The organism is Prosthecobacter sp. GW821-HT29F12, from assembly GCF_058803405.1.
This window is the reverse complement of sequence record NZ_CM179517.1, coordinates 3,578,317-3,598,730: the sequence shown is the minus strand read 5'-3', so window position 1 is coordinate 3,598,730 and position 20,414 is coordinate 3,578,317. Positions and strand designations below refer to the sequence as shown.

General features: G+C 58.0%; 14 protein-coding genes. 4 read left to right on the top strand and 10 right to left on the bottom strand.

The genetic code is table 11. From position 1 onward, the window contains the following. Nucleotides 1-61 precede the first annotated feature (61 nt). The 7 genes from AC3RLQ_RS14875 to AC3RLQ_RS14845 all read right to left on the bottom strand — a co-directional run bounded on the left by AC3RLQ_RS14875 (nucleotide 62) and on the right by AC3RLQ_RS14845 (nucleotide 7,014). On the bottom strand, nucleotides 62-502 hold the full coding sequence (locus tag AC3RLQ_RS14875; RefSeq protein ID WP_493038363.1) for a DUF7919 family protein: 441 nt from the start codon (nucleotides 500-502) through the stop codon (nucleotides 62-64). A 308-nt stretch (nucleotides 503-810) separates the two neighbouring features. Further along, nucleotides 811-1,746: a hypothetical protein gene (locus AC3RLQ_RS14870; protein ID WP_493038361.1), complete on the bottom strand. Its 936-nt coding sequence runs from the start codon at nucleotides 1,744-1,746 to the stop codon at nucleotides 811-813. A gap of 2 nt (nucleotides 1,747-1,748) precedes the next feature. Beyond that, nucleotides 1,749-2,951, bottom strand: a complete 1,203-nt coding sequence (locus AC3RLQ_RS14865; protein ID WP_493038359.1) for a hypothetical protein — start codon at nucleotides 2,949-2,951, stop codon at nucleotides 1,749-1,751. A gap of 278 nt (nucleotides 2,952-3,229) precedes the next feature. Next, nucleotides 3,230-4,078 carry a metal ABC transporter permease gene (locus tag AC3RLQ_RS14860; protein ID WP_493038357.1) on the bottom strand — a complete coding sequence of 283 codons (849 nt, stop codon included), beginning with the start codon at nucleotides 4,076-4,078 and terminating at the stop codon, nucleotides 3,230-3,232. A 510-nt stretch (nucleotides 4,079-4,588) separates the two neighbouring features. After that, the gene (locus AC3RLQ_RS14855) at nucleotides 4,589-5,401 is read right to left on the bottom strand and encodes a metal ABC transporter ATP-binding protein (RefSeq protein WP_493038355.1); all 813 of its coding nucleotides are present in this window, start codon (nucleotides 5,399-5,401) and stop codon (nucleotides 4,589-4,591) included. Then, entirely contained in the window at nucleotides 5,398-5,823 is a 426-nt protein-coding gene (locus AC3RLQ_RS14850) for a hypothetical protein (protein ID WP_493038352.1), read from the bottom strand. The genes AC3RLQ_RS14855 and AC3RLQ_RS14850 overlap by 4 nt, the downstream gene beginning before the upstream one ends. A 264-nt stretch (nucleotides 5,824-6,087) precedes the next feature. Continuing rightward, nucleotides 6,088-7,014: a metal ABC transporter substrate-binding protein gene (locus AC3RLQ_RS14845; RefSeq protein ID WP_493038350.1), complete on the bottom strand. Its 927-nt coding sequence runs from the start codon at nucleotides 7,012-7,014 to the stop codon at nucleotides 6,088-6,090. A gap of 76 nt (nucleotides 7,015-7,090) precedes the next feature. Here AC3RLQ_RS14845 and AC3RLQ_RS14840 point away from each other — a divergent pair, with 76 nt between their 5' ends. The 3 genes from AC3RLQ_RS14840 (at nucleotide 7,091) to AC3RLQ_RS14830 (ending at nucleotide 11,836) form a co-directional block, all read left to right on the top strand. Further along, on the top strand, nucleotides 7,091-9,184 hold the full coding sequence (locus AC3RLQ_RS14840) for a TonB-dependent receptor (RefSeq protein ID WP_493038348.1): 2,094 nt from the start codon (nucleotides 7,091-7,093) through the stop codon (nucleotides 9,182-9,184). Between the two features lie 150 nt (nucleotides 9,185-9,334). Continuing rightward, nucleotides 9,335-10,825: an exopolysaccharide biosynthesis polyprenyl glycosylphosphotransferase gene (locus tag AC3RLQ_RS14835; RefSeq protein ID WP_493038346.1), complete on the top strand. Its 1,491-nt coding sequence runs from the start codon at nucleotides 9,335-9,337 to the stop codon at nucleotides 10,823-10,825. A 93-nt stretch (nucleotides 10,826-10,918) separates the two neighbouring features. Beyond that, nucleotides 10,919-11,836, top strand: a complete 918-nt coding sequence (locus AC3RLQ_RS14830) for a glycosyltransferase family 2 protein (protein WP_493038344.1) — start codon at nucleotides 10,919-10,921, stop codon at nucleotides 11,834-11,836. 22 nt (nucleotides 11,837-11,858) lie between these two features. Here the strand turns inward: AC3RLQ_RS14830 and AC3RLQ_RS14825 are convergent, their stop codons facing one another. Then, the gene (locus AC3RLQ_RS14825) at nucleotides 11,859-12,959 is read right to left on the bottom strand and encodes a substrate-binding domain-containing protein (RefSeq protein ID WP_493038342.1); all 1,101 of its coding nucleotides are present in this window, start codon (nucleotides 12,957-12,959) and stop codon (nucleotides 11,859-11,861) included. Between the two features lie 146 nt (nucleotides 12,960-13,105). Between AC3RLQ_RS14825 and AC3RLQ_RS14820 the strand changes: the two genes are divergently transcribed. Next, a complete protein-coding gene (locus tag AC3RLQ_RS14820) occupies nucleotides 13,106-14,581 on the top strand; it encodes a hypothetical protein (RefSeq protein WP_493038340.1) in 1,476 nt (491 codons plus the stop codon). A gap of 306 nt (nucleotides 14,582-14,887) precedes the next feature. On the opposite strand, the gene AC3RLQ_RS14815 is transcribed toward AC3RLQ_RS14820, so the two are convergent. Then, nucleotides 14,888-18,928: a glycoside hydrolase family 44 protein gene (locus tag AC3RLQ_RS14815; protein WP_493038338.1), complete on the bottom strand. Its 4,041-nt coding sequence runs from the start codon at nucleotides 18,926-18,928 to the stop codon at nucleotides 14,888-14,890. A 299-nt stretch (nucleotides 18,929-19,227) separates the two neighbouring features. After that, complete coding sequence (locus tag AC3RLQ_RS14810) at nucleotides 19,228-20,388, bottom strand: KamA family radical SAM protein (protein ID WP_493038336.1); 1,161 nt, start codon at nucleotides 20,386-20,388, stop codon at nucleotides 19,228-19,230. Between the last annotated feature and the right edge of the window lie 26 nt (nucleotides 20,389-20,414).

Sequence of the window (20,414 nt, the reverse complement as noted above, 5' to 3'; positions counted from 1 at the left end):
TCTGCAACGAACCTCCGCCAGCAAATGGGCCCGCTCTTGCTCATTGTCCCTTGCTGCCAAGTCACTCAGGGGCTGAAATCTGCGTGACAGGCGGCAACTCGGCGCGTGGGAGAAGTGCCGCCTCCACCTCCAGCTCCACCGCCAGCGGTTCAATCGCCTTGAGAAACTCAGGCGGCGGGCAGTAACCATGCGCCTCGATGTAATGAAACACCCCCATTGGCAGCACGAAACGCACCCGCCGGTCCACCTGCGGCACGAAAAGCTCAATCCAAAACTCCCCGTGGAATTTGCCCTTCCCGCAGATCTCGCAGGCATGGTTTCCCATCAGACCATCCATGAAGGCATGATGGTCCGCATAGCGCCGCAGCACCGCCAGATAGCGCGGTTCCAGCTCACCCAGAGCCGGCACCGTGCAGCCCAGCCATCCCACCGAAAGACAGGCCATGTCCTTGTGCATCCATCCGCAGTAAGTCTCCGTGCTGAGGTCTTCGATGTAAGCCATGACGGTGGTTGATCAGTCGCCCAACACCCCGGCCTCAGCAACATCATCCGCATCATCTTCCGCACCACCGGAGCCAGCGGCAACGTCCACTTCGACGCCGCACAACTGCTGCCAGCCACGTAGCCCAGTTGCGCCGCAACTGGAGTCTCGACCCCGGAGGGGATCACAGCCGGTAGCCAGGGTAAGCTCGCGCAACGAGCGCCACCCCTGAAAAACCTAGCGCGCGAATATTCAAACTCACGTGCATCAAGGAGTTTGTTGATAAGGAGCTGAGGTTTACACGAACCTATAAATTTAAACCACAAGCCTCACGGAACTGCCAAGCGGTTATTGTGATGATCCATCCACCATGCCCGAAAACGTGCGGTAACAAATCGAATCGCCCCGGCATTATTGTCAAAAACATCATTTGGAGCAGCATCGCATACCAGTGATATCAATTCAGGCAATGTCCACAATTGCACCCCAATAGTGTTACAGAGACGTTTCCCATCCGCACTCACTCGATAGGTCGTAAGGAGCACCATTTGCACTGGGCTCATCATTTTTATTCCCTGTTCGCGCCACAAACCTGCTTGGCTTCTCTGGATTGTCCACCCGCCAATCAATTCCCGGATGTAGTGCGGCGAAAGTAAGGGGCGCTCAGTTGAACGAGTTTCGGGTGCCTTTGAAGAACCAAGAACAAAAGCATTTTCACCTGGTAAGGCTCTTATTTCTGGAAGGCTACCATGCGCAAATACAGGGTCCAACTCTATAAGAGCGCGCTTTCCTATGAAGTCGATGCCTTGATCACCCGACCCTCGCGTGGCTCGACTACTTACTGCCAATCCGTTCAGGATGGCCGCCCCGACAGCTTCCAAATGATGACCTTGAGTTAAATTAATCAGGGCATTGCGAATCTGGTTATGGCGTGCGATCCGATCAACAAACTGTGCCCCTTTACCCTTTTGACGCAAATAAGGTTGTAATCCTCCGATCTGGTCCACGCCCAATTGGTCCTTATAAACAACAAAACTGGGAAGCGAACATTCTCTATCCAGCATTATTGTTCGTTCTCCGGTGATGTGAGCGACCCATTCGGCTAAGGTTGCTCCAGCAAATCCAGTAGTGACTAAATCAGCTTGCTGGATAGCGTTTAATTGAAAATGAGTTGCTATGAAATCAGTAAGCCTCACAGGTTGCGAGTCTAAGAGAATCGCCCTCGCTGCAGTTTTGAGATTGTTTATTTGATTTGCGGTCGGCATCTCTATCTTTTACGTTTGCCGTCCAATAAGATTATGAGTTTGTCCGCTTGTGACTGTAACTCAATCAACAGATCTTTATTCTGCTTTGCATTGTGCGACAACTCGGACGCAGTTGTTCGCTTCAATGCCCGTATGTATGATTGAAGTCGTTTTACAAAAGCGCCTTCTTTTCGATCTTCAAATAACAGTTCAGCTGTGTCGAATTGCTTGTCTAGCAAAGCTCCTTCGATGTCGTCATCGTCCAACTTGAGCATTTCGCGCAGCTTACGAACAACTGATTCGGCAGACTCAGCAGGTGTTTCTGATTCCTCATTGATAATCGCGCTAATTGGCTTCTGAAGTTTGATAGTCAGATACAAAAAAAATGACTCTTCCGCCTCACGATTCTCGACCCTTTGATCTGCATTAGACCATTCCAGCCATCGCATAATTGAGCCTGCCCGGGCAGCTTCCGCGAAAGCATTGTATGTTACTGAATGGCTTGTTCCGCGCCGTTTCTCAAACTTTCTGTAGTCGCGGTAGAGCGTTTGCGCCTTAAGGTCGCGCCGAACCTCCGAAACGTCTCGACCAAACCGTTCAGCAACCTGTTCAACTGTCCATCCTTCATTGATCAGCCTCCATTGAAACTCATAACGACTTGCTGGCTCCCAACTCTTGGCACCCATCAAGTGGCGCATTCCGATATAGATTTCAGATGCTCGGCGGTATTCTGCAAGGCGTATTTCGTTGCCATCAATTGAAGGGCCTCGCAAGACAAAGCAAGGAAGAGTCTCGAGCGACTGCTTGACTGAAGGAGGAAGGCCACTAGCCTTACGATTGTGCTTGCTAAATATTGTTCTAACGGCTGTTAATCGACGGTTGCCCTCGAGCACAATGTAGTTTTCACCATCCAATGGAGCGACGATCAGTTGTTCGTGCTTCAAAAAACCATTGTACTCAATCGAGCGAACAAGTGAGCTAACATCAAAGAGAGGATTATCTCTCATAAGCCCCTCGACTTTCTCTTGGATACTCGCTTGGCCAATTAAACGTGCAGGAGTATCAAATAAACTCTGGGAACTCTCGAGGAGACGAAGGTTCTGTGGGTCAAGTACGAGTGCATCTGGCGCAATATCTAAGGGGTCGCCTTCTGGAAGTTGAAGCGGCGGCCCGGCTGCCGCGTTCGCTTTTGCGAGCTTCGGTTTCGCTGATTTCGGTTTTGGCATAATTTTGCAGCTAGTTTGAACGGCTACTTTTGGGCGTGCAAGCCTAATGCCTTGCAAAAGCGAGTTGTTTCGTGAGCCAAAGCGAATTGCAATTCATGTCCTCAGTAGGCACATGTAAGAAGCGAAACTGAAGTGAAAATAACAATATTCAAAAGCAAAGCCAAAAAGCTATCGGACGAAAAAACTGTAGGATTGTGGTGTGAAATTAGCCGTAAAACATTGGTTTACAGCTTGGTGTGCAATCGTTTTCCCACCTGAACCAAAAAATCTATTCATTCCTACGCCACCCCTCTCCGCCTGCTAAACAGCCCATACTTCGGGCTGAAAACATACGCGATCACAAAGAACACCCCCAGCACCACAATGATCGTCGCGCTCACGCTCCACCCCAGCGGATACGACAAAAAGAACGCCGCCACCGATCCCACAGCGCCAATAATGCCACCACCCCAAAACAGCGTACGCGCATTGTTCGTCAGCAGATAAACCGTCGCCGCAGGAGCCACCATCAGGCCCACGCTCAGAATGCACCCCACCGCCTGCAGTGATGAAATCAGCACCAGGATCGTCACCGCAAACGTCGCATAGTTTAAGAGCCGCACCGGCACACCCAGGCTCGCCGCAATGTTCGGTTCAAACAGATAGATGAGGAGCGGCCGTTGCAGCGCCGTCAGTGTGATCACCGCAATCGCGCTGATCCCAAACGCGATCCACAAATCCGAATCCGCCATGCCGACAATGCTGCCAAACAGCCACTCATCCAGCTTCTGCCGCATGTCCAAATTCTTCAAAATCAGCACCCCTCCCGCAAACGCCGTCGTGTACAGCACTCCCATCGCCGTGTCCTGATCCAGCCGCGAAGTCCGCGACAAAAAGATCGATCCCAGCCCCACAATCAGCGCCGCAAAAATCGCCCCCGCCAGCGCACTCCACTGCGTCAGCCCGCCGATCAGCACCGCCAGTGCAATCCCCGGCAGCAGCGAATGCGACAACGTCCCAATCTTGAGCGCATCCTTCCGCAGCACCACAAACGCACTCACAAACCCATTGGCAAAACCAATCATCAAACACGCCATCAGCGTGCGCTTGGCGATCGGTTCAGCGAGGAAATCAGTGAAGGTGGACATCGTGTTAGTTGGCGGTGATTTAACCCAGAGTCATCCGTGGCAATTCGCGGACATTCATATCATTCGCATCGGATCTGCTGCCTTGTCTCCCGACGCGGCTGGGCCGCTCGCCCAAAGCCGAAGCGGCGAAGCCGCGGATCGAAACATCAGCGCTCCCAGCAAAGAACTGCGCGCCGCACGGGAGTCCGGGCTGGGAGCGCTGGTTTTTAACCGGCTCTGGGAGCTCCGCCACACGAACACGCGCCGCATTTTCAATCATACCCGCATGCATCAGCACTTCCCTTTGGAGAGGCACCCTTTTGCAGCTTGGTGATGCGCGGCAGAATAATCGGACTGGTTTCAGGAGATTGGCATTCCTTTGCCCACCATTCGTTTGCCAATCAGACCGTTGGCTGATGCCACTCAGCCCCCGAAATCGCATCAGGCCTCGTTCCAGCTTCAAATTCCGGTCTCTGCGGTCTTCGAATCTCTGCGATGCAATGGATTGGTTCAGTCGATTCATAGGCTCAGTCAGTTCGTGGCAGGGCTGAGGCTCACATCCGGTTCGCTGTTGCCATACGCACTCGCAATATTCCCCGGCGTGAACACCTCACCCACCGGCCCAAACGCAATCTGATGTCGGCGAATCAGCAGCACATCATCAAAATTGCCCGTCACCGTTTGCAGATCGTGATGGCTCGCAATCAAGAGCCGCCCCTCAGCCGTCAGCTCTTTAAACAACCGGCTCAGATTCTCCTGCGCCGGCTTGTCCAGACCCGTGAACGGCTCATCCAGCAGCAGCACATGCGCTTCCTGCGCCAGCGCACGGGCAATGAACGCCCGCTGCTGCTGCCCACCCGAAAGCGCGCTGATCTGCCGGTCCTCCAAATCACACAGCTCCATGCTTTTCAGCGCCCGCTCAACGATCTCCGCATCATGCCGCGAATACTGCCGCCACCAGCCCAGGTTCGGATAGCGCCCCATCTCCACCAGACCACGCACCGTGATCGGAAAATTCCAGTCCACATCCCCCCGCTGCGGCAGATACGCGATCTCATGGCTGCTCCGCGTCAACGGTTTGCCACGCCATAAAATCTTGCCCCCGCCACCGGGAATCAGCCCCGCCAGCGACTTCAACAAAGTACTCTTGCCAGCACCATTGGGCCCAATCAGAGCCATGCTCCGACCACACTCCGTCGCAAAGTTGATCTTCTCCAGAGCCCGCACTTCCTGGTACTGCACGCTGAGATCCACCACCTCCAGCCGGTGATGAGGCGTATGCGCGCAACCTCCGCCCCAGCAGACGTGCTCCTTGGTATGGACATGGGGAACGGTGGCGCTCATTTCCATTCAAAGGTAAGTACTTCATCCAAACTCCCCGCCGAAGACCAGCGCGTCTCACTGCGAATCGCAAACCCATCCGGCTCAAACTCCAGCGTGATCGAAGTATCCGGCGTTCCTTTCGCCCACGTCGCGCTCAAAAAAACATCCACACCATCTTTGACCGAGGGCAGGGAGGTCTGCACTTCGATGGGCGATCCTGCAATCTCAGCCATCAATTCCTTGTCAGCAATCTTCACGCTCAGCGTCGTCGGCTTGTGCGCATAACGCAGCCTCAGCAAGGTCTTCACACGCTGCGTCTCCTCAACCTTCACCGCAGCAGTCTTCGTCTGACTCACCGTCCCAGTGAGATGACTCAGCGGCACCGCCAGCACGATGAACGTGAGGGCGAGCAGAAAGATCTGAATGGGCGGAAAACCTCTCATGATATCACCGCCTGTAAAAAAAGCTCCGGTTGGAAATCTCTGCGTTCATCGTGCGCTCTTGAACAACTTCCACATTTTCGCGGCTCTTCTGTGTACGTAGTTCGGGATCGTAGCCCGTTCTGGAGGCCCCGCTTCACCCCAGCTTTGAAACCAGCCAACGCACGTTTTGTAGTGCCGGCTTTAGCCGGAATCTGGAGGTGCTGTGGTGTGAATTTCATAACATGAGTGAGATGCCGGTCTGTCTTCCGTCGCTCGCCGTGCACCTCATTTCACCGGTGTAGCAGCAGGAGCCAGCGCAGCCACAATCGAGCGGACATTGTGAGCCAGCATCGTTTCAAACGTGTGCGCCACCTTGGCCGTGCCATCAGCAATCAGCGGCTCACCAATCTTCACCCCCGTGCTGCGCGCAATCTCCGCCAGCACCTTCGGATTCGCCTGATCTTCAGGAAAGATCGCCTTGATCCCATGCTCACGGATCTCCTCGATCGTCTCCGCCACATGCTTTGATGACGCATCATCACTCCGTCCGATGCCCAGCAGCGAAATCGGCTCAAACCCATACTCCTTGCAGAAATACCCAAAGGCCCCGTGCGCCGTCACCAGCAGCCGATCCTTCTTCCCCACCTTCGCGATCTCCTTCTGCGCCCAGCTCTTGAGCTCTCCGAAACGCTTGCTCGCCGCCTTCGCCCCCGCTGCATACGCGGCCGCATTCGCCGGATCAATCACACTCAGCTCATCCGCCACCACACGCGCCGCCCGCTTCATGTTCTCCGCGCTGTGCCACCAGTGCGGGTCCTCCGACCCGTGGTGATGATGATCATGCTCATCACCATCCTTCTCCGCATGCTCATGATGATGCTCCTCAAACGGGATCGACGGAATCTTGGCCCCAACCTCCACCAGCTTTACTCCAGCGCCCAAGCTGTCGCGCAGCTTGTCCAAAAAGCTCTCCAGCCCTTTGCCAGAAGCCAGCAGCAGCTTCGCCCCGCGCATCTCCGCCAGATCTTTGGGTGCCGGTTCAAAATGATGAACATCCGCCCCCGGCTTCAAAATCTCGACCACCTCCACATTCGCCCCACCCACCTGCTGCGCGAGATCGGCCAAGATGGGATGCAGCGTGGCGACTTTGGTGGCGCCAAAGCAAGGAAGTGCGGCAGCCAGAAAACCAAGGGTGCGGAGAAAAAGCTTCATAAAGAAAAACTAGGATACGAAATTGAAAATACAAATGATTTGCAATTGCAATCAGTTTGCATATAGACCGGGAATCATGCAACACACTTGCACTTTTCCACATCGTCTCCGCCTTGGACTCCTCTTCACCCTTTCCTACGGCGCCCTGATTGCGGAATCCGACACAAAAATCCAGCAGATGTCCACCCCCGACAACCATGTCGAAGACATCCCTCTGGACGAGATGGTCATCACAGCTCCCCTCCAGCGCCCTCTCTTCCAGCAGGCGCAGGCCGCCTCAATCCTGAGCGGCCAGAATCTGACTCTCGCCATCGAACCCAGCCTCGGCCAGACGCTGGCCCGCATGCCCGGCGTCAGCAGTTCCTACTTCGGCCCTGCCTCCAGCCGGCCCATCATTCGTGGTCTCGATGGAGACCGTGTCCGCATTCTGCAAAACGGCCTCAACACCATCGATGCCTCCGCCACCAGCGTGGATCACGCCGTGAGCTTTGACACTTCCAATCTGAAGTCCGTCGAAGTGGTGCGCGGTCCTGCAACTCTTCTCTACGGCTCGAACGCCATTGGTGGTGTCGTCAATTCAATCGATGGCCGCATCGTGGACGAGAAAATCGACGGCACAATTCGTGGTGCCTTGGGCGGACGCTACAGCTCCGTAGATAATGGTTATCTCTCCAGCGTCATGGTCGAAGGCGGTTACAAAGGGCTGGCCTTTCACGTCGAGGCTTTCACACGTGCTGCTGAAGATTTCCGCATTCCCGGCAATGCCCGAACAACCAACGAGCAGACCATCAATCCGCTGCCTCCGGGCGAGACTGAAACACGCAAGATCATGCCCAACAGCAATCTGCGTTCAGAAGGTGTGACCAGCGGTCTGAGCTACATCTGGGACAAAGGTTTCTTCGGCTTCGCCTGGACGGAATTCCACACCAACTACGGCTCTCCTGCCGAGCAGAATGTGGTCATCGACATGCATCAGCAGCGCTTGGATATGCGCGGTGCCTTCTACAAGCCGCTGCCACGCATCAAGGAGATCAACTACAAGATCGCCACCTCCCGCTACCAACACACTGAGTACGACGGCGGCATGCCCTCCACGCTCTTCAAGAACAATGGCTATGACGCTCGTATAGAGGTGAAGCATGAAAAGATCGCCGGGATGGAAGGCGTGGTCGGTTATCAGTCAGACCGCAGCGAGTTCAGCACTTCTGGAAGCGAAGCCTTTCTGCCATCGACGATCACGCAGGCGGATGCCGTGTTTCTCTATGAAGACATCAGCCGGGGGCCGCTGAGCTTCCAGTTTGGCGGACGCTACGACCACATCTCGGTGGAATCTCTCAACAGCGCCGCCTTTGGTCCCGCACTGGCGCGGCGGTTTGACAATCTCAGCAGTTCGGTGGGCATCGTCTTCACTCCGAACGATGAATACGCCGTGGCATTCACCATCAACCGTGCCGAGCGTGCTCCAACGTATCAGGAGCTGTTTGCCAATGGCACGCATGCAGCCACCGGTGCTTTCGAAATCGGCGATCCCAACCTCCAGCAGGAGAAGTCATTGGGCTTTGATCTCAATGTGCGGAAGCGCATCGGCTGGGTCACCGGCAGTGTTGGTGGCTATTACAATCGCTACAGCAACTTCATCGGCCAGTTTCCGACGGGTGTGGTGCATGTGGTCGGAGGTGAGAGCTACAACGAGCTGATTTATCAGGCCACGAATGCTGAATTCATCGGCTCTGAAATGGAGGCCACCTTCCACCTGCTGCATCCCATCACCTCCGAGCCACCCGAGCACCAGAACAACCTGCACCTGCAGCTGCGTGCTGATGTGGTGCGTGCGCGTGACACCAAAACGGGTCTGTCTCTGCCCCGCATTCCACCGTTCCACCTATCCAGCACTTTGAGCATGGAGCGCGGTGCTTTCGGTGCTCGTCTCGAAGGCATCTATGCCGCGCCGCAAAGCCGGCTGGCGATGAATGAAGCCCGGACCAACAGCTACTTTCTGGTCAATCTGACCCTGACCTACCGCATTGTTCAGGGGCCCACCACCCTCGATCTCTATGTCAAAGGCATGAATCTGACCAACGAAGATGCCCGTGAGCACACCTCCGTGCTCAAGGATCGCGTTCCGCTGCCGGGACGCGGTCTCGTGGCGGGTCTTAAGCTGACTTTCTGAGTCGGCGTAAGTAGCCGTCGGGTTAATAAATTATCAAAAATGATACGCTAAACGGTTCTTTTTTCCAAACATGAGATAATTTCCATAGTATTCGGTTGCCGCTAAACCTATATTGAGTATAATTTAGGGTATTCAGTAGACTTTAAAGCCATGGAAGCAACCAACACTCATTCCAAGATGCTAGACACGGGTGCCGTGTTCCAAGCACTCGAAGCACGGCGTGCATGGCGGGAAAATGAGCAGTTGTCCCCCCACTTTTGGGTTCTCGTCAGCGTATTGGGTGACTTGGTGATGGCCATCTTGGCGGCTTATCTGGCTTTCTGGCTTCGGTTCCATACGGTCCTCCGTGAAATCGGAAATTTCGACAGCATGTCGTTTCGTCAGTATGGCGGCCACATGGCGCTTGGAAGCCTGTCGCTCATCCTGGTGCTGGGCTGGCAGGAGATCTATCACAAGAATGTGCTGCTGCGCACCCGCTGGGTGTCGTCCAAGATTGCCAAGGGAGTGCTCGTCTGGACGGCCGGGTTCCTTGCCATCACGCTTGCGCTGAAGCTGGAGCCCAGCATCTCCCGTGTTTATGTGATGCTCAATGGAGCCACCGCGTTGCTGCTTCTTCTGGGCTGGCGCACGCTTTTCATCTCATGCCTGCGCGCTCCGGGCCGCATTGAGGCTTTGCAGCAGCGCACGTTGTTTGTGGGATGGAATGCTGAGGCAGTTTCCTTGTGGAAGACCATGAAGCGGGACCAGACCGGCTCCTTTGACATCATGGGCTGGGTCAGGACTGGCAGTGATGAGGATGGCTGTCCGGTGGACGAAGTCGTGCCATGCCTGGGGGATCTTCACGAAGTCGAGCACCTTGTCAGCACCCACGCCGTGGATATGGTCGTCGTTGCGGATCTGCATGGCCCACGTGAGCAGATGATCAGCCTCGCCAATCTGTGCGAACGTGAAATGATCCAGTTCAAGGTCATTCCTTCATATTTCAGAGTGTTCGTTTCCGGTCTCACCCTCGAAACCATCGCCGGCACTCCGGTGCTGGGAGTCACTCGGCTGCCTTTGGATGACACGCTCAATGTCATGACCAAGCGCATTGTGGATGTTGTGGGCGCCACGATTGGGCTCGTGCTGAGCGCCCCGATCATTGCCTTCTTCAGCGCCGCGGTGTGGCTGGAGTCACGTGGGTCGGTGTTCTATCACCAGCGCCGCTGGGGTTTCAATGGGGTGCCCTTCAGCATCATCAAGATCCGTTCCATGAAGATGAATGCGGAGTCTGCCAAGGGCGCGCAATGGTGCGTCAAAGACGATCCGCGCCGTCTCAAGGTGGGGGCCTTCATGCGCAAGTGGAACATCGATGAACTGCCGCAGTTCTGGAATGTGCTGAAGGGGGAGATGAGCCTCGTCGGCCCGCGGCCGGAGCGCCCTGAGCTCATTGCCGGCTTCAAGCATCAAATTCCTCATTACAATGCGCGCCATCACTCCAAACCCGGCATGACCGGCTGGGCGCAGGTGAATGGTCTCCGGGGCGACACGGATCTCGGTGAGCGCATTCAGTGCGACCTCTGGTATCTTGAAAACTGGAGCCTCTGGCTGGACTTCCAGATCATGCTACTGACCTTCTTCAAGCGTGACAACGCCTATTGAGGATTGAGCGACGATTGCGTGAAAGTGAGCGGCACCAGGTTTCGGCTTGTTCCTCAGTCTTAAGTCTTTAGGTTTCGGCTCAGTCATCGTCCCATGCCGCTCTTCACGGTTTTCACGCCCACCTTCAACCGCGCGCACACTCTTCACCGCGTGTTTGAAAGTTTGCAGGCGCAGACTTGCAGCGATTTTGAGTGGCTGGTGATCGATGATGGCTCCACGGATGACACGCCCGCTTTGATGGCCCGTTACCAAAGCGAAGCCGGCTTTTCCATTCGCTACCTGCGGGAGCCACACCGTGGCGCGCACCATGTGCACAATCTTGCCCTGCGGGAAGCGCGGGGGCAGCTCAGCATCAAGCTCGATTCCGACGACGGCTGCGTGCCAGAGGCACTTGCACGCCTGAAGCATCACTGGGAAAATATTCCTGCTGCCAGGCGTGAATCCTTTTCGGGAGTCACTGGCCTCTGTCGTGATCAAAACGGCCTGCTTGTGGGTTCACGTTTTCCGTCGGACCCTCTGGATTGCTCAGCTGCAGAACTCGAATACCGTCACAAGGTGCGTGGGGAGAAGTGGGGCTTTGTTCGGGTGGATGTGCTCCGCCAGTTTCCCTATCCCGAGGACGTGCCTGGCAACTTCATCCCTGAGTCCTACATCTGGTGCCAGGTGTCAAAGCGGTTTGTGACCCGCCACATCAATGAGGAGCTGCGCATTTATTGGACGGATGCGCCTTCGCTGGTTCATGGTCCCTCCAGTCCACGCACGAATGCCGAGGGGCATCGACTTATGTTCAAGATGGTGCTCGACCTGGAAAGCGGCTGGTTTTTCACCGCGCCGCTGCGGCTGCTGCGGGCAGCAGCGCAATACAGCCGTTTTGCCTTCCTGCGCGGCTTGGGTGTGGCAGAGCAGTTTCGCGGATTGAAATCCTTTGGCGGCCGTCTGCTGTGGCTGTCGGCGCTGCCGGTGGGGTTTGTCCTGTGGAGGCGTGATTGTGTGCGGTTTCCGCAGTCTTGAGGAGCTTAACTGCCGTGTGGTTTTATCCATGCACGGTTTCGCCGCGAATGAAGACCGGAAGCTGTCGTGAGGTGCGCTGCCAGCCAAAGCCGCCAGCCACCAAGGCCTGCAGCGCGTCGGCGAGCTGACGGCCGAATATCTCAGCGTCGGCACGGTAGCAGGAGATGCGTGGGGTGGCGAAGTCGAGCATGGGATCATCCGTGCGGGCAATGAGAGCGATGTCTTGCGGAATACGGATGCCCCTTTTCTGCAACCACGTCAGGGCGAGAAGTGCGTAGGAAGGACGGGCGACGATCAGGGCGTCCACCGAGTTCCGGTGCAGAAAGTTCGTGTCCATGGCGCGTATCAGCCCAGGCACCGAATCTTCATGTCGGATGATGGCAGAGCGCAGGCCTCCGCCGTGCGAGGTGATCGCGGATTGAAATTCGAGCTCGCTTTCCACGTCACCGGGGCGCGAGCCACAGGGCGTGAGCAGAGCGATGTGGCGGCGACCAGCCCGAACGAGAACCCCTACGGCATGACGACAGGCAGCGCCGTGGTCGATATCTACGGACGGCAGGGCGGTGGCAGCCTCGCAGGAGCCTGAGATGACACAGGGAATGCGGTGGCGCGCGAACCATTGATGGGTGCGTGGAGAAGTGTGGACGAGCAGCCATGCATCCGTCGGGTTCTGCGAGACGAGTTTTTCCAGTGCTCTCTCGGGGCGCGTGCTGCCGCAGGCGGCACTGACGTGGGTTTCAATGCGGAGTCCGGCTTTGTCGAGTCTCTGGCGCATGGCCTCAAAGATGCCGGTCTGGAAGGGAAGCCGTGCAGTGTCTAGCTCCGGAAGGAGCATGCAGATGCGTTTTTTCGCTGGTGCTGGAGGTTCGATTTTGGAGGAGTGCGCGATGATGCGCCGCCGCCTGCCGTGGGTGACTTCCACCAGCCCGTCTCTCTCAATCTGCTCCAAGGCCAGCCGGAGCGTTGGCCGGCTGACTCCGACCTGAGCGCAGAGCTCGCGCTCACCTGGCAGGTATTCCTGCCAGACCTGGTCTGCGAGCGCCTGACGCAGCCAGCGGACGGCCTGCACGATGAGGGATGTGGGAGCGCGGAGCGCGGCGGGAGCTTCTGCCGGAGGTTTCATCGAGAGGTAAGACTATTTTACCACTGACTTGATCTTTCGCTCAAGAATCCGCAGTCCATGGTTCGTTTCTGTTCGCAGCACCGACGGCCCATCACTCGTTAAACCGGGGGCCGGATGCGGCGGAAAGTCCTCTCCATTTTAGCTTCATGAATCTTCACTCATTCATTCACTGCTGGTCGCGGCGGCTACTGGTCCTTTCCTTCCTGGCCGGAGTCCTGTTCTCGGCAGAGGGTGCGGACGATGCTGTGGCGATCGGGTCACGACGTGAACTGTTTGTGGACCGCCTGCTGGTGGGAGAGTTGAAAAACACGGTGCTCAAGCTGCATGAGCCGCAGCTCATGCCGCCGGTGCCGCAGCCACGGCCGCATGGAAATTATGCCACGGTGCTGCGGGCGCCGGACAAGTTTCAATTTTACTACCGCGGCGACAAGGATCCCAAGGTGACGTGGAAAAACCAGGGCATCGAAGCTTATCACGATGGTGAGGTGACCCTCTATGCGGAGAGTGTGGACGGCATCCACTGGACGCTGCCGAAGCTGGGGCTGCATGAGCATCCCGCCTTCCCCGAAGGGAATATCATTCTCATGAACGAGTTCATGGTGAATCACAATTTCACGCCGTTCATTGACACGCGGCCCGGGGTGCCTGCGGAGCAGAAGTACAAGGCGCTGGGCGGTCTGGCCTATCAGTCGCATCAGCAGGCGGTGCGTGAGAAGCGTGGCGTCGGCGGCCTGAAAGCTTTTGTTTCACCCGATGGCATCCACTGGAAAAAGCTGCGTGAAGAGCCGGTGATTCCAGAGGCATGGGGCAAATACTTTGATTCGCAGAACTACGCGTTCTGGAGCGAAGCTGAGCAGTGCTACGTTTGTTATTTCCGCCGCTTCATTGGTGGATTGCGCGGCATCGCGCGCACGACCTCGCAGGATTTCATCCACTGGACGCCCTTCGTCGAGATGAAGGCGAATTTGCCGGGCGAGCATCTTTACACGGCATGCACGCAGCCCTACTTCAGGGCACCGCATCTTTATCTGGCCCTGCCCACACGATTCATGGAGAAACGTGGCGCGGCGACGGACATTCTCTTCATGAGCACACGCGGCGGAGAGACCTATGACCGCCTCTTCACACAGAGCCTGATCCGTCCTGGACTGAGCAAGGAGGGCTGGGCGAACCGCGCGAACTACGCAGCGATCGGGATTCATCAGACGGGGGACACGGAGCTGTCGCTGTTCCTCACCAACGGCAGGCGCTATACGCTGCGGCTGGATGGCTTTGTCTCGGTGAACGCTCCGCTGGAAGGCGGCGAGTTCATCACCAAGCCGCTGACCTTTGACGGCAATGAGCTGACGATCAACTATGCGACGAGTGCAGCAGGACAGATGCAGGTGGAAATTCAGGATGCGCAGGGCAAGCCCGTTCCTGGCTTCTCGCTGGCTGAATGTGATCCGATTTACGGTGACCACATCGACCGCGTTGTGACCTGGAAGAAGGAAAGTGATGTGGGCAGACTGAATGACACGGTGATCAAGCTGAGGTTTGTGATTTCCGATGCCGACCTTTTCTCCGTGAAGTTTCAGGAAGCCTCAGGTGCTTCAAACGCTGCTCTGAAAACTGGCGGTTAGGCATGAACATGCCGACTCCTCGCCCCCATGTTGGAAACGTGCCAAACGCGGCAGTTTCACTGAGTGGTATCCACATTATGCGGGAGGCGGTGCTCCATCGATCACTCCAAGTGGAAGGTGTAGCTGACCTGTCTGCCTGCCTTGGTGTGATGGCAGTGGCCTTGGGCGACGATGTATGCTTTTAGCCAAGTCCCATGCACGTCATGCAATTCTTTTCGGCTGCTTAAGCGCCTCGGTCAGAAAATGAATGCCCCGGCACGTGGAAGCGAGAACCGATGTCAGTCTCCGCCTCCCGGTTCGAAAAAACTAAGGCCGCGTCACCTTCACACGCATGAACCGGCTCTGGCCGCCGGTGCCGATGGGGAGGTTGTCGCGAACTCGGAGCGTAGTGCTGGTATCCACCTCGATCGTGGTGCCGGTGGTGGTCCAGCTGGCGGGATTGTTCAGGTCAGTGGTGATTTCCACAGTGTAGGTCACGTCGGTGGCGGCGGGATTGCGGGTGACGGTGAGGCGCAGATTGCCGGTGCTCATGTCCGTGGTGATCGGATGCCGGGAGGGAGTGAAGGGCTCCAGGTTGAGCGCGTACTTCATGAGGTTGGGGATGCCGTCGTGGGCGGGCGTGGCGGAGTCGGCACCGTTGCCGGTGTTGGCGCTGCTGCCGAATTTTGCCAGACGCCAGCTCTCGATGGGTGTGAGCGCGGGGGAGGTGATTTCGATGGTGGACACGCTCAACGCTGGCAGCGTGACCACCCAGTTTGCCAGATCCGCAGGCACCTCGCCCACAAACATGGGCGTGGTGGAGGTGCCCTGCAGGCGGTACACGCGGGCGGTGCCTGAGGCACTGATGCCATTAAATGCCACATCCTGGCTGGTGAAGGAGCGGTTGATGGCGACGATGACGTGGCGGTTTGCGTTCGTGCTGTCCTTGCTGATGTAGGACGAAACCTTGGCGGTGTCGCTGGAGGTGGTGGGGACGCAGACATCGCCGAAGGAGCCGAGGTTGCCGTCGTAGTCGCGGTACATTTTGAAGCCCGCGAGCAGGAAGGGATAGCTGCCGCTCATGGGCCAGAAGCTGGCGGCGTAGATGCCCTTCTGTCCGAAGATGCCGAGGTAGTCGCACTGGGCGATAGTGCCTGCGATGTGGTTGTCGCCGGAGGTGTTGTACTCGGTGATGGCCAGCTTGGTGCCGGGCCAGTCGGCATCGATCTTGTCCTGGATGCGGTTCAGGATGGCCAAGGGCGCGTTCAGGATGTCCCGCGTGATCCAGGAGTCCTCGCGGTAGGTGCTGTCCCACAGGCTGCGAGGATTCTGCACGATGGCGTCGATCTCCGCATTGCTGAGCGTCGTGCCGCGCAGGGCGCCGAGACCCTTGGTGGTGCCGGGCACCACGGCATCGACATACCAGTGCATGTCATACACGTCCACCAGGCGGCGGCCTGCCGTCTGCGAGGCGGCTTTCATCCCGAGCAGGAACTTGTCGGTGAACCACATCGTGGCAGGGAATCCGGGCTCGACCTGCCAGTTGTACATGCCCATGAAGCCGTAGTTCACCGGGCCGAAGATCATGGCGTTCGGCGCCACGTCTTTGATGGCGCTGGTGAGATCGATGGTCTTTTGAATGAAGGTGTCCGAATTCACCGGCGTGGGGGTGATCTCTGGATGGGTGCTGGACCACAGGTCGGGCTCGTTGTCGAGGCTGATGAAGGTGGGGGCCTGGGCATCGCCGTAGATGTCGCCGGTGAACTGACTGCGCAGCGCCCAGATGAACTCGTCCGCATACACATTGGCATCGATGGTGGAGGGTGTGGCGGTAAAGGCGGAGCCTTTGCGATAGATGAAGGATTTGAAGCGCGCGGTGAGGTGATTGGGATCGTTCAGATCCACCGGGCCGCTTTTGTCCGCGGCCACATAGCCGAGCATCGGCACGGTGATGAGCGTGGCCTGGCCATGAGCGCGCAGGTCCGCGACGGGAGCGCGCACGGCCTCGCCGGGCACGGTGCCGCCGCCGAGAAAGTCATCGCTCTGGTAGAAGTAATCGAAGCCTGCATTGGAGGCGTTGTTCTCCCAGTTGTAGGCCGTCCAGCGATTGCCGCCGTAGCGGCCGAAGGTGAGATTGCGCGGCGAGGTGGAGCGCTGCAGCAGGCGATTCCACGTGCCCTGCGAATCATAGCCCAGCACGTCATTGATGCCGTAGATCCATTTGGAAATGGGGCGCGTGTGCGCTGTGTCTGCCGTGATGGTGACCGTGGGCGCGGCGGCTGCGGTGGTGGTGAAACTGGTGCTGGCCGTGGTGCTGAAGCCGAAGGCATCCGTGATTGTCACCGTGACGCTGTACTGCGTGAGCGGCTCGATGAGATCAAGCACAAGGGACTGGCTGCTTTGCCGTGTGCTCAGCGTACGCGTTATCACCTGCCCGCCTGCTTTTTGATAGGTGATCACCGCCGTGCTCGGCCGCTCCGCCGTCCAGGCAATGGTGGCACGACTGCCCGTGATGTCCGTGACCCCGATGGATGAGAGCGTGGGCGGCGTGGTGGGTGCGGGCGGCACGGTGAAGGTGCCGGTGTACACGCCTTGGTTTGGCGCGGCGTTAGTATCCGTGCGGTGACTGGTGGCGATGATGCGGTATTGATACGTCGTGTTGGGCGTGAGCCCCGTGAGCACGGTGCCGTGGGACGTAAGGGGACTCGTGGCGGGGGCAAAGCCGGACCAGCCACTGGGCTCGCATTGGATGGTGGTTGCGTAATTGCCGATGCCGTAGTCCACCTGCGTGATGGCGGATTCATCCGTGGTGAAATTCAGCGTGTACTGCTGGTAGTCTTCGCTGAGGGAATTCGTGGTGAGCGTGATCGCCGGTGGCGTGGTGTCGGGTGCCCAGCCCGCCTTGATATCGGCGAGGCGGAAGTGCGTGGTCACCGCACCGGCATTGTTGTACAGCAGGAAGCCCGCAAAGGCCGGCCACTTCGGCTTCATCTGTTGCAGATCCAGCGTGACGTGGATCCACTGCCCGAACCTCTGCGCGGGCGTCATCTCCAGCCAGCCGGGGATCAAATCGGTGAGGTAGGGCGGATTGTCCGTGAGGCCGCCATCATCGAGATAGGCCATGAAGTTTTCATGCCCCACGGAGTCCGGCTCGAAGTAGATGTCGAACTCGAGGGTGCGGAATTCATTGAGGAATTTCCACTGGCTGTCCCAGCCCAGGCGGCGCTCGGCCAGGCCCACGGCTTCATACAGATTGGTGGGATCAAAGCGCACCTCGATCGCGTGGCCGCTGCGTCCTGGAGCGGTCGCGTTCATGTCCGTGAAGAGCGGACCATTCTGCTCCCAGGCGGAGCGCACCCAGTCGCCCACCAGCGCATTCTGGTAGGCCCACACATAGGTCAGCGTGGGCGGCGCAGGCGGTGTGTAGGTCGGCCCCGGCACGGTGTAGGTGCCCGTGGAAACGCCGCGATTGGGCAGCGCGGCGGGATCGGTGCGGTGATCCATCGCGATGATGCGGTATTGATACGTCGCGCCTGGGATCAAGTAGGGCAGCACGGCGGTGTGCGTGAGGTTTTGGTGCGTGCCCGCGTCAAAGCTGTCCCAGTTGCGCGAGTCATCGGACCAGGTGCGCATGTTGTAATTGCCGATGCCGTATTCAATCGCGCAGATGGTGGGCTCGTCGGTGGTGAAGTTCAGCGTCAGGCTGTGCGCCGTGGCATCATAAGTCGTTGTGCCTGTGGTCAGCACCGGAGCGGTGACATCGTCCGCCCAGCCCAGCTTCACATCGGCCAGCCGGTAATGCGGCGCGCCATTGCCCCAGCTCGCGATCAAGAGGCCCGCGAAGGCCTTCAGTCCCGGCTGCCACTGCGTCAGGTCCAGCGTGATGTGAAACCACTGCCCGTAGCGCTGCCCGCTCGTCATGCCAGCCCAGCCGGGGATGAGATCGATCAATCGCTGGTTGGTGGGCACGTCGTAGTTTCCCGTGGGCCAGAGCAGGATGTCCTCCACGCCCGTGGAATCCGGCTCGAAGTAGATGTCGAACTCGGCGGTGCGCATCTCGTTCATGTACTTCCACTGCTGGTCATTCCCTGGCTTCACATCCTGCAGTCCAAAGGCCCAGTAGGCATTCCCGGGAGCCGGGGTGACCTCGATGGCCGTGCCCGCGCGCCCCGGCGCGGTGCCCGCGAGATTCACATTCACCGGCCCAGCCAAATCCCAGACAAAATGCGACCACGTTCCCTGCAAAGTCCCGTCATACACCGGCAGGTAGTGCGGCTGCGCCGCGCAGGCGGATGAACCCAAAAACAATGGGGCCAGCACCGCCCCCAGCGCCAAACTCAAAACACGAACTATCGAGGAAGACAGCATAAGGACAAAAGACAAAATATGGAATGATCCAAAATGAGTCAACCATGCCGGTGAGACAACCCCGTTGAGGGACATGCCTGCGTTGGCCGATGATGTGCCATTTTGGGCGATGGCGGGGCCATCGCTTCATCATGGGTAGTCCGCAGCTCCTGGAGTGCTTTGTCTGTTTCCAGATGGTACCAAATCCAGCCCGTGGTCAAATGGCGGGCATGATTGAATGCGGTGCCATTCATTTCTCGCGCCTAACCCTGCACGCCGGAGGCTCGCTCTACCATATGCAGGTCGTGCGTTTGCCCATTTTACCGCCGCACCAGTGCGGGTTCGGGATACTCGAAGGTCTTGCCTTCGTAGTTGCGGATGACCACGCGCTGTTCGTCGCGGACGAGGACGTAGTCGGGATTGAGGGGGACTTTGCCGCCGCCGCCGGGGGCGTCGATGACGAATTGGGGGACCGCGTAGCCGGTGGTGTGGCCGCGGAGTTGCTCGATGATGTCGATGCCGTCGGCCACGCTGGTGCGGAGGTGGGAGCTGCCCTGGATCAGATCGCACTGGTACAGGTAGTAGGGGCGGACGCGGCACATGAGGAGCTTGTGGACGAGGCTCTTCATCACTTCGGCGTTGTCGTTCACGCCGCGGAGGAGGACGCTTTGATTGCCGAGGGGGACGCCGTGATTGGCGAGCATGGCGAGGCCGTCGCGCACTTCGGTGGTGAGTTCGCGTGGGTGATTGGTGTGGATGCTCAGCCACAGAGGGTGGTGCTTTTGCAGCATCTTGCAGAGTTCTGGCGTGATGCGCTGAGGCACAAAGATGGGCACGCGGCTGCCGATGCGGATGAATTCGATGTGCTTGATGGCGCGCAGGCGGGTGAGCAGCGCGTCGAGCTTGGCGTCGGAGAAGAGGAGGGGATCGCCGCCGGAGAGCAGCACGTCGCGCACTTCGGTGTGCTTTTCCAGATAGCGGAAGGCGGCTTCGAATTCGGTGTGCAGCTCCTGTTCGCCCACGCCGGAGACGACGCGGCTGCGGGTGCAGTAGCGGCAGTAGCTGGCGCAGCGGTCGGTCACCAGAAACAGCACGCGGTCAGGGTAGCGGTGCACCAGGCCCGGCACGGGCATGTGGCTGTCTTCGCCGCAGGGGTCGCTCATTTCATCGGGGTCTTCCCAGGTCTCTTCGATGCGGGGGATCACCTGCCGGCGGATGGGGCAGCCCGGGTCTTCGGCGTCGATGAGATTGAAATAATGGGGCGTGATGGCCATCGCCAGCTTGTTGCCGGAGAGCAGCACGCCAGCGCGTTCTTCCTCCGTGAGCGTCAGGTGTTCCTCAAGTTGTTTGAGGGTCGTGATCCGATTCTTGAGCTGCCAGGTGGCGCTGTTCCAGTCGGAGGGGGAGATGTTCTTGGCGGACCAATAACCTGGAGCGTAGGAGCGGAACTCCTTTTCAGGCAGCGGTGGGGTGTCGTGCATGTACTGCGGGGATCGGTGGGCGCTGA

Bases quoted from the DNA above. Each gene is read 5' to 3' on its own strand.
- AC3RLQ_RS14875 (WP_493038363.1), bottom strand. From the start codon at position 502: ATGGCTTACATCGAAGACCTCAGCACGGAGACTTACTGCGGATGGATG.
- AC3RLQ_RS14870 (WP_493038361.1), bottom strand. From the start codon at position 1,746: ATGCCGACCGCAAATCAAATAAACAATCTCAAAACTGCAGCGAGGGCG.
- AC3RLQ_RS14865 (WP_493038359.1), bottom strand. From the start codon at position 2,951: ATGCCAAAACCGAAATCAGCGAAACCGAAGCTCGCAAAAGCGAACGCG.
- AC3RLQ_RS14860 (WP_493038357.1), bottom strand. From the start codon at position 4,078: ATGTCCACCTTCACTGATTTCCTCGCTGAACCGATCGCCAAGCGCACG.
- AC3RLQ_RS14855 (WP_493038355.1), bottom strand. From the start codon at position 5,401: ATGAGCGCCACCGTTCCCCATGTCCATACCAAGGAGCACGTCTGCTGG.
- AC3RLQ_RS14850 (WP_493038352.1), bottom strand. From the start codon at position 5,823: ATGAGAGGTTTTCCGCCCATTCAGATCTTTCTGCTCGCCCTCACGTTC.
- AC3RLQ_RS14845 (WP_493038350.1), bottom strand. From the start codon at position 7,014: ATGAAGCTTTTTCTCCGCACCCTTGGTTTTCTGGCTGCCGCACTTCCT.
- AC3RLQ_RS14840 (WP_493038348.1), top strand. From the start codon at position 7,091: ATGCAACACACTTGCACTTTTCCACATCGTCTCCGCCTTGGACTCCTC.
- AC3RLQ_RS14835 (WP_493038346.1), top strand. From the start codon at position 9,335: ATGGAAGCAACCAACACTCATTCCAAGATGCTAGACACGGGTGCCGTG.
- AC3RLQ_RS14830 (WP_493038344.1), top strand. From the start codon at position 10,919: ATGCCGCTCTTCACGGTTTTCACGCCCACCTTCAACCGCGCGCACACT.
- AC3RLQ_RS14825 (WP_493038342.1), bottom strand. From the start codon at position 12,959: ATGAAACCTCCGGCAGAAGCTCCCGCCGCGCTCCGCGCTCCCACATCC.
- AC3RLQ_RS14820 (WP_493038340.1), top strand. From the start codon at position 13,106: ATGAATCTTCACTCATTCATTCACTGCTGGTCGCGGCGGCTACTGGTC.
- AC3RLQ_RS14815 (WP_493038338.1), bottom strand. From the start codon at position 18,928: ATGCTGTCTTCCTCGATAGTTCGTGTTTTGAGTTTGGCGCTGGGGGCG.
- AC3RLQ_RS14810 (WP_493038336.1), bottom strand. From the start codon at position 20,388: ATGCACGACACCCCACCGCTGCCTGAAAAGGAGTTCCGCTCCTACGCT.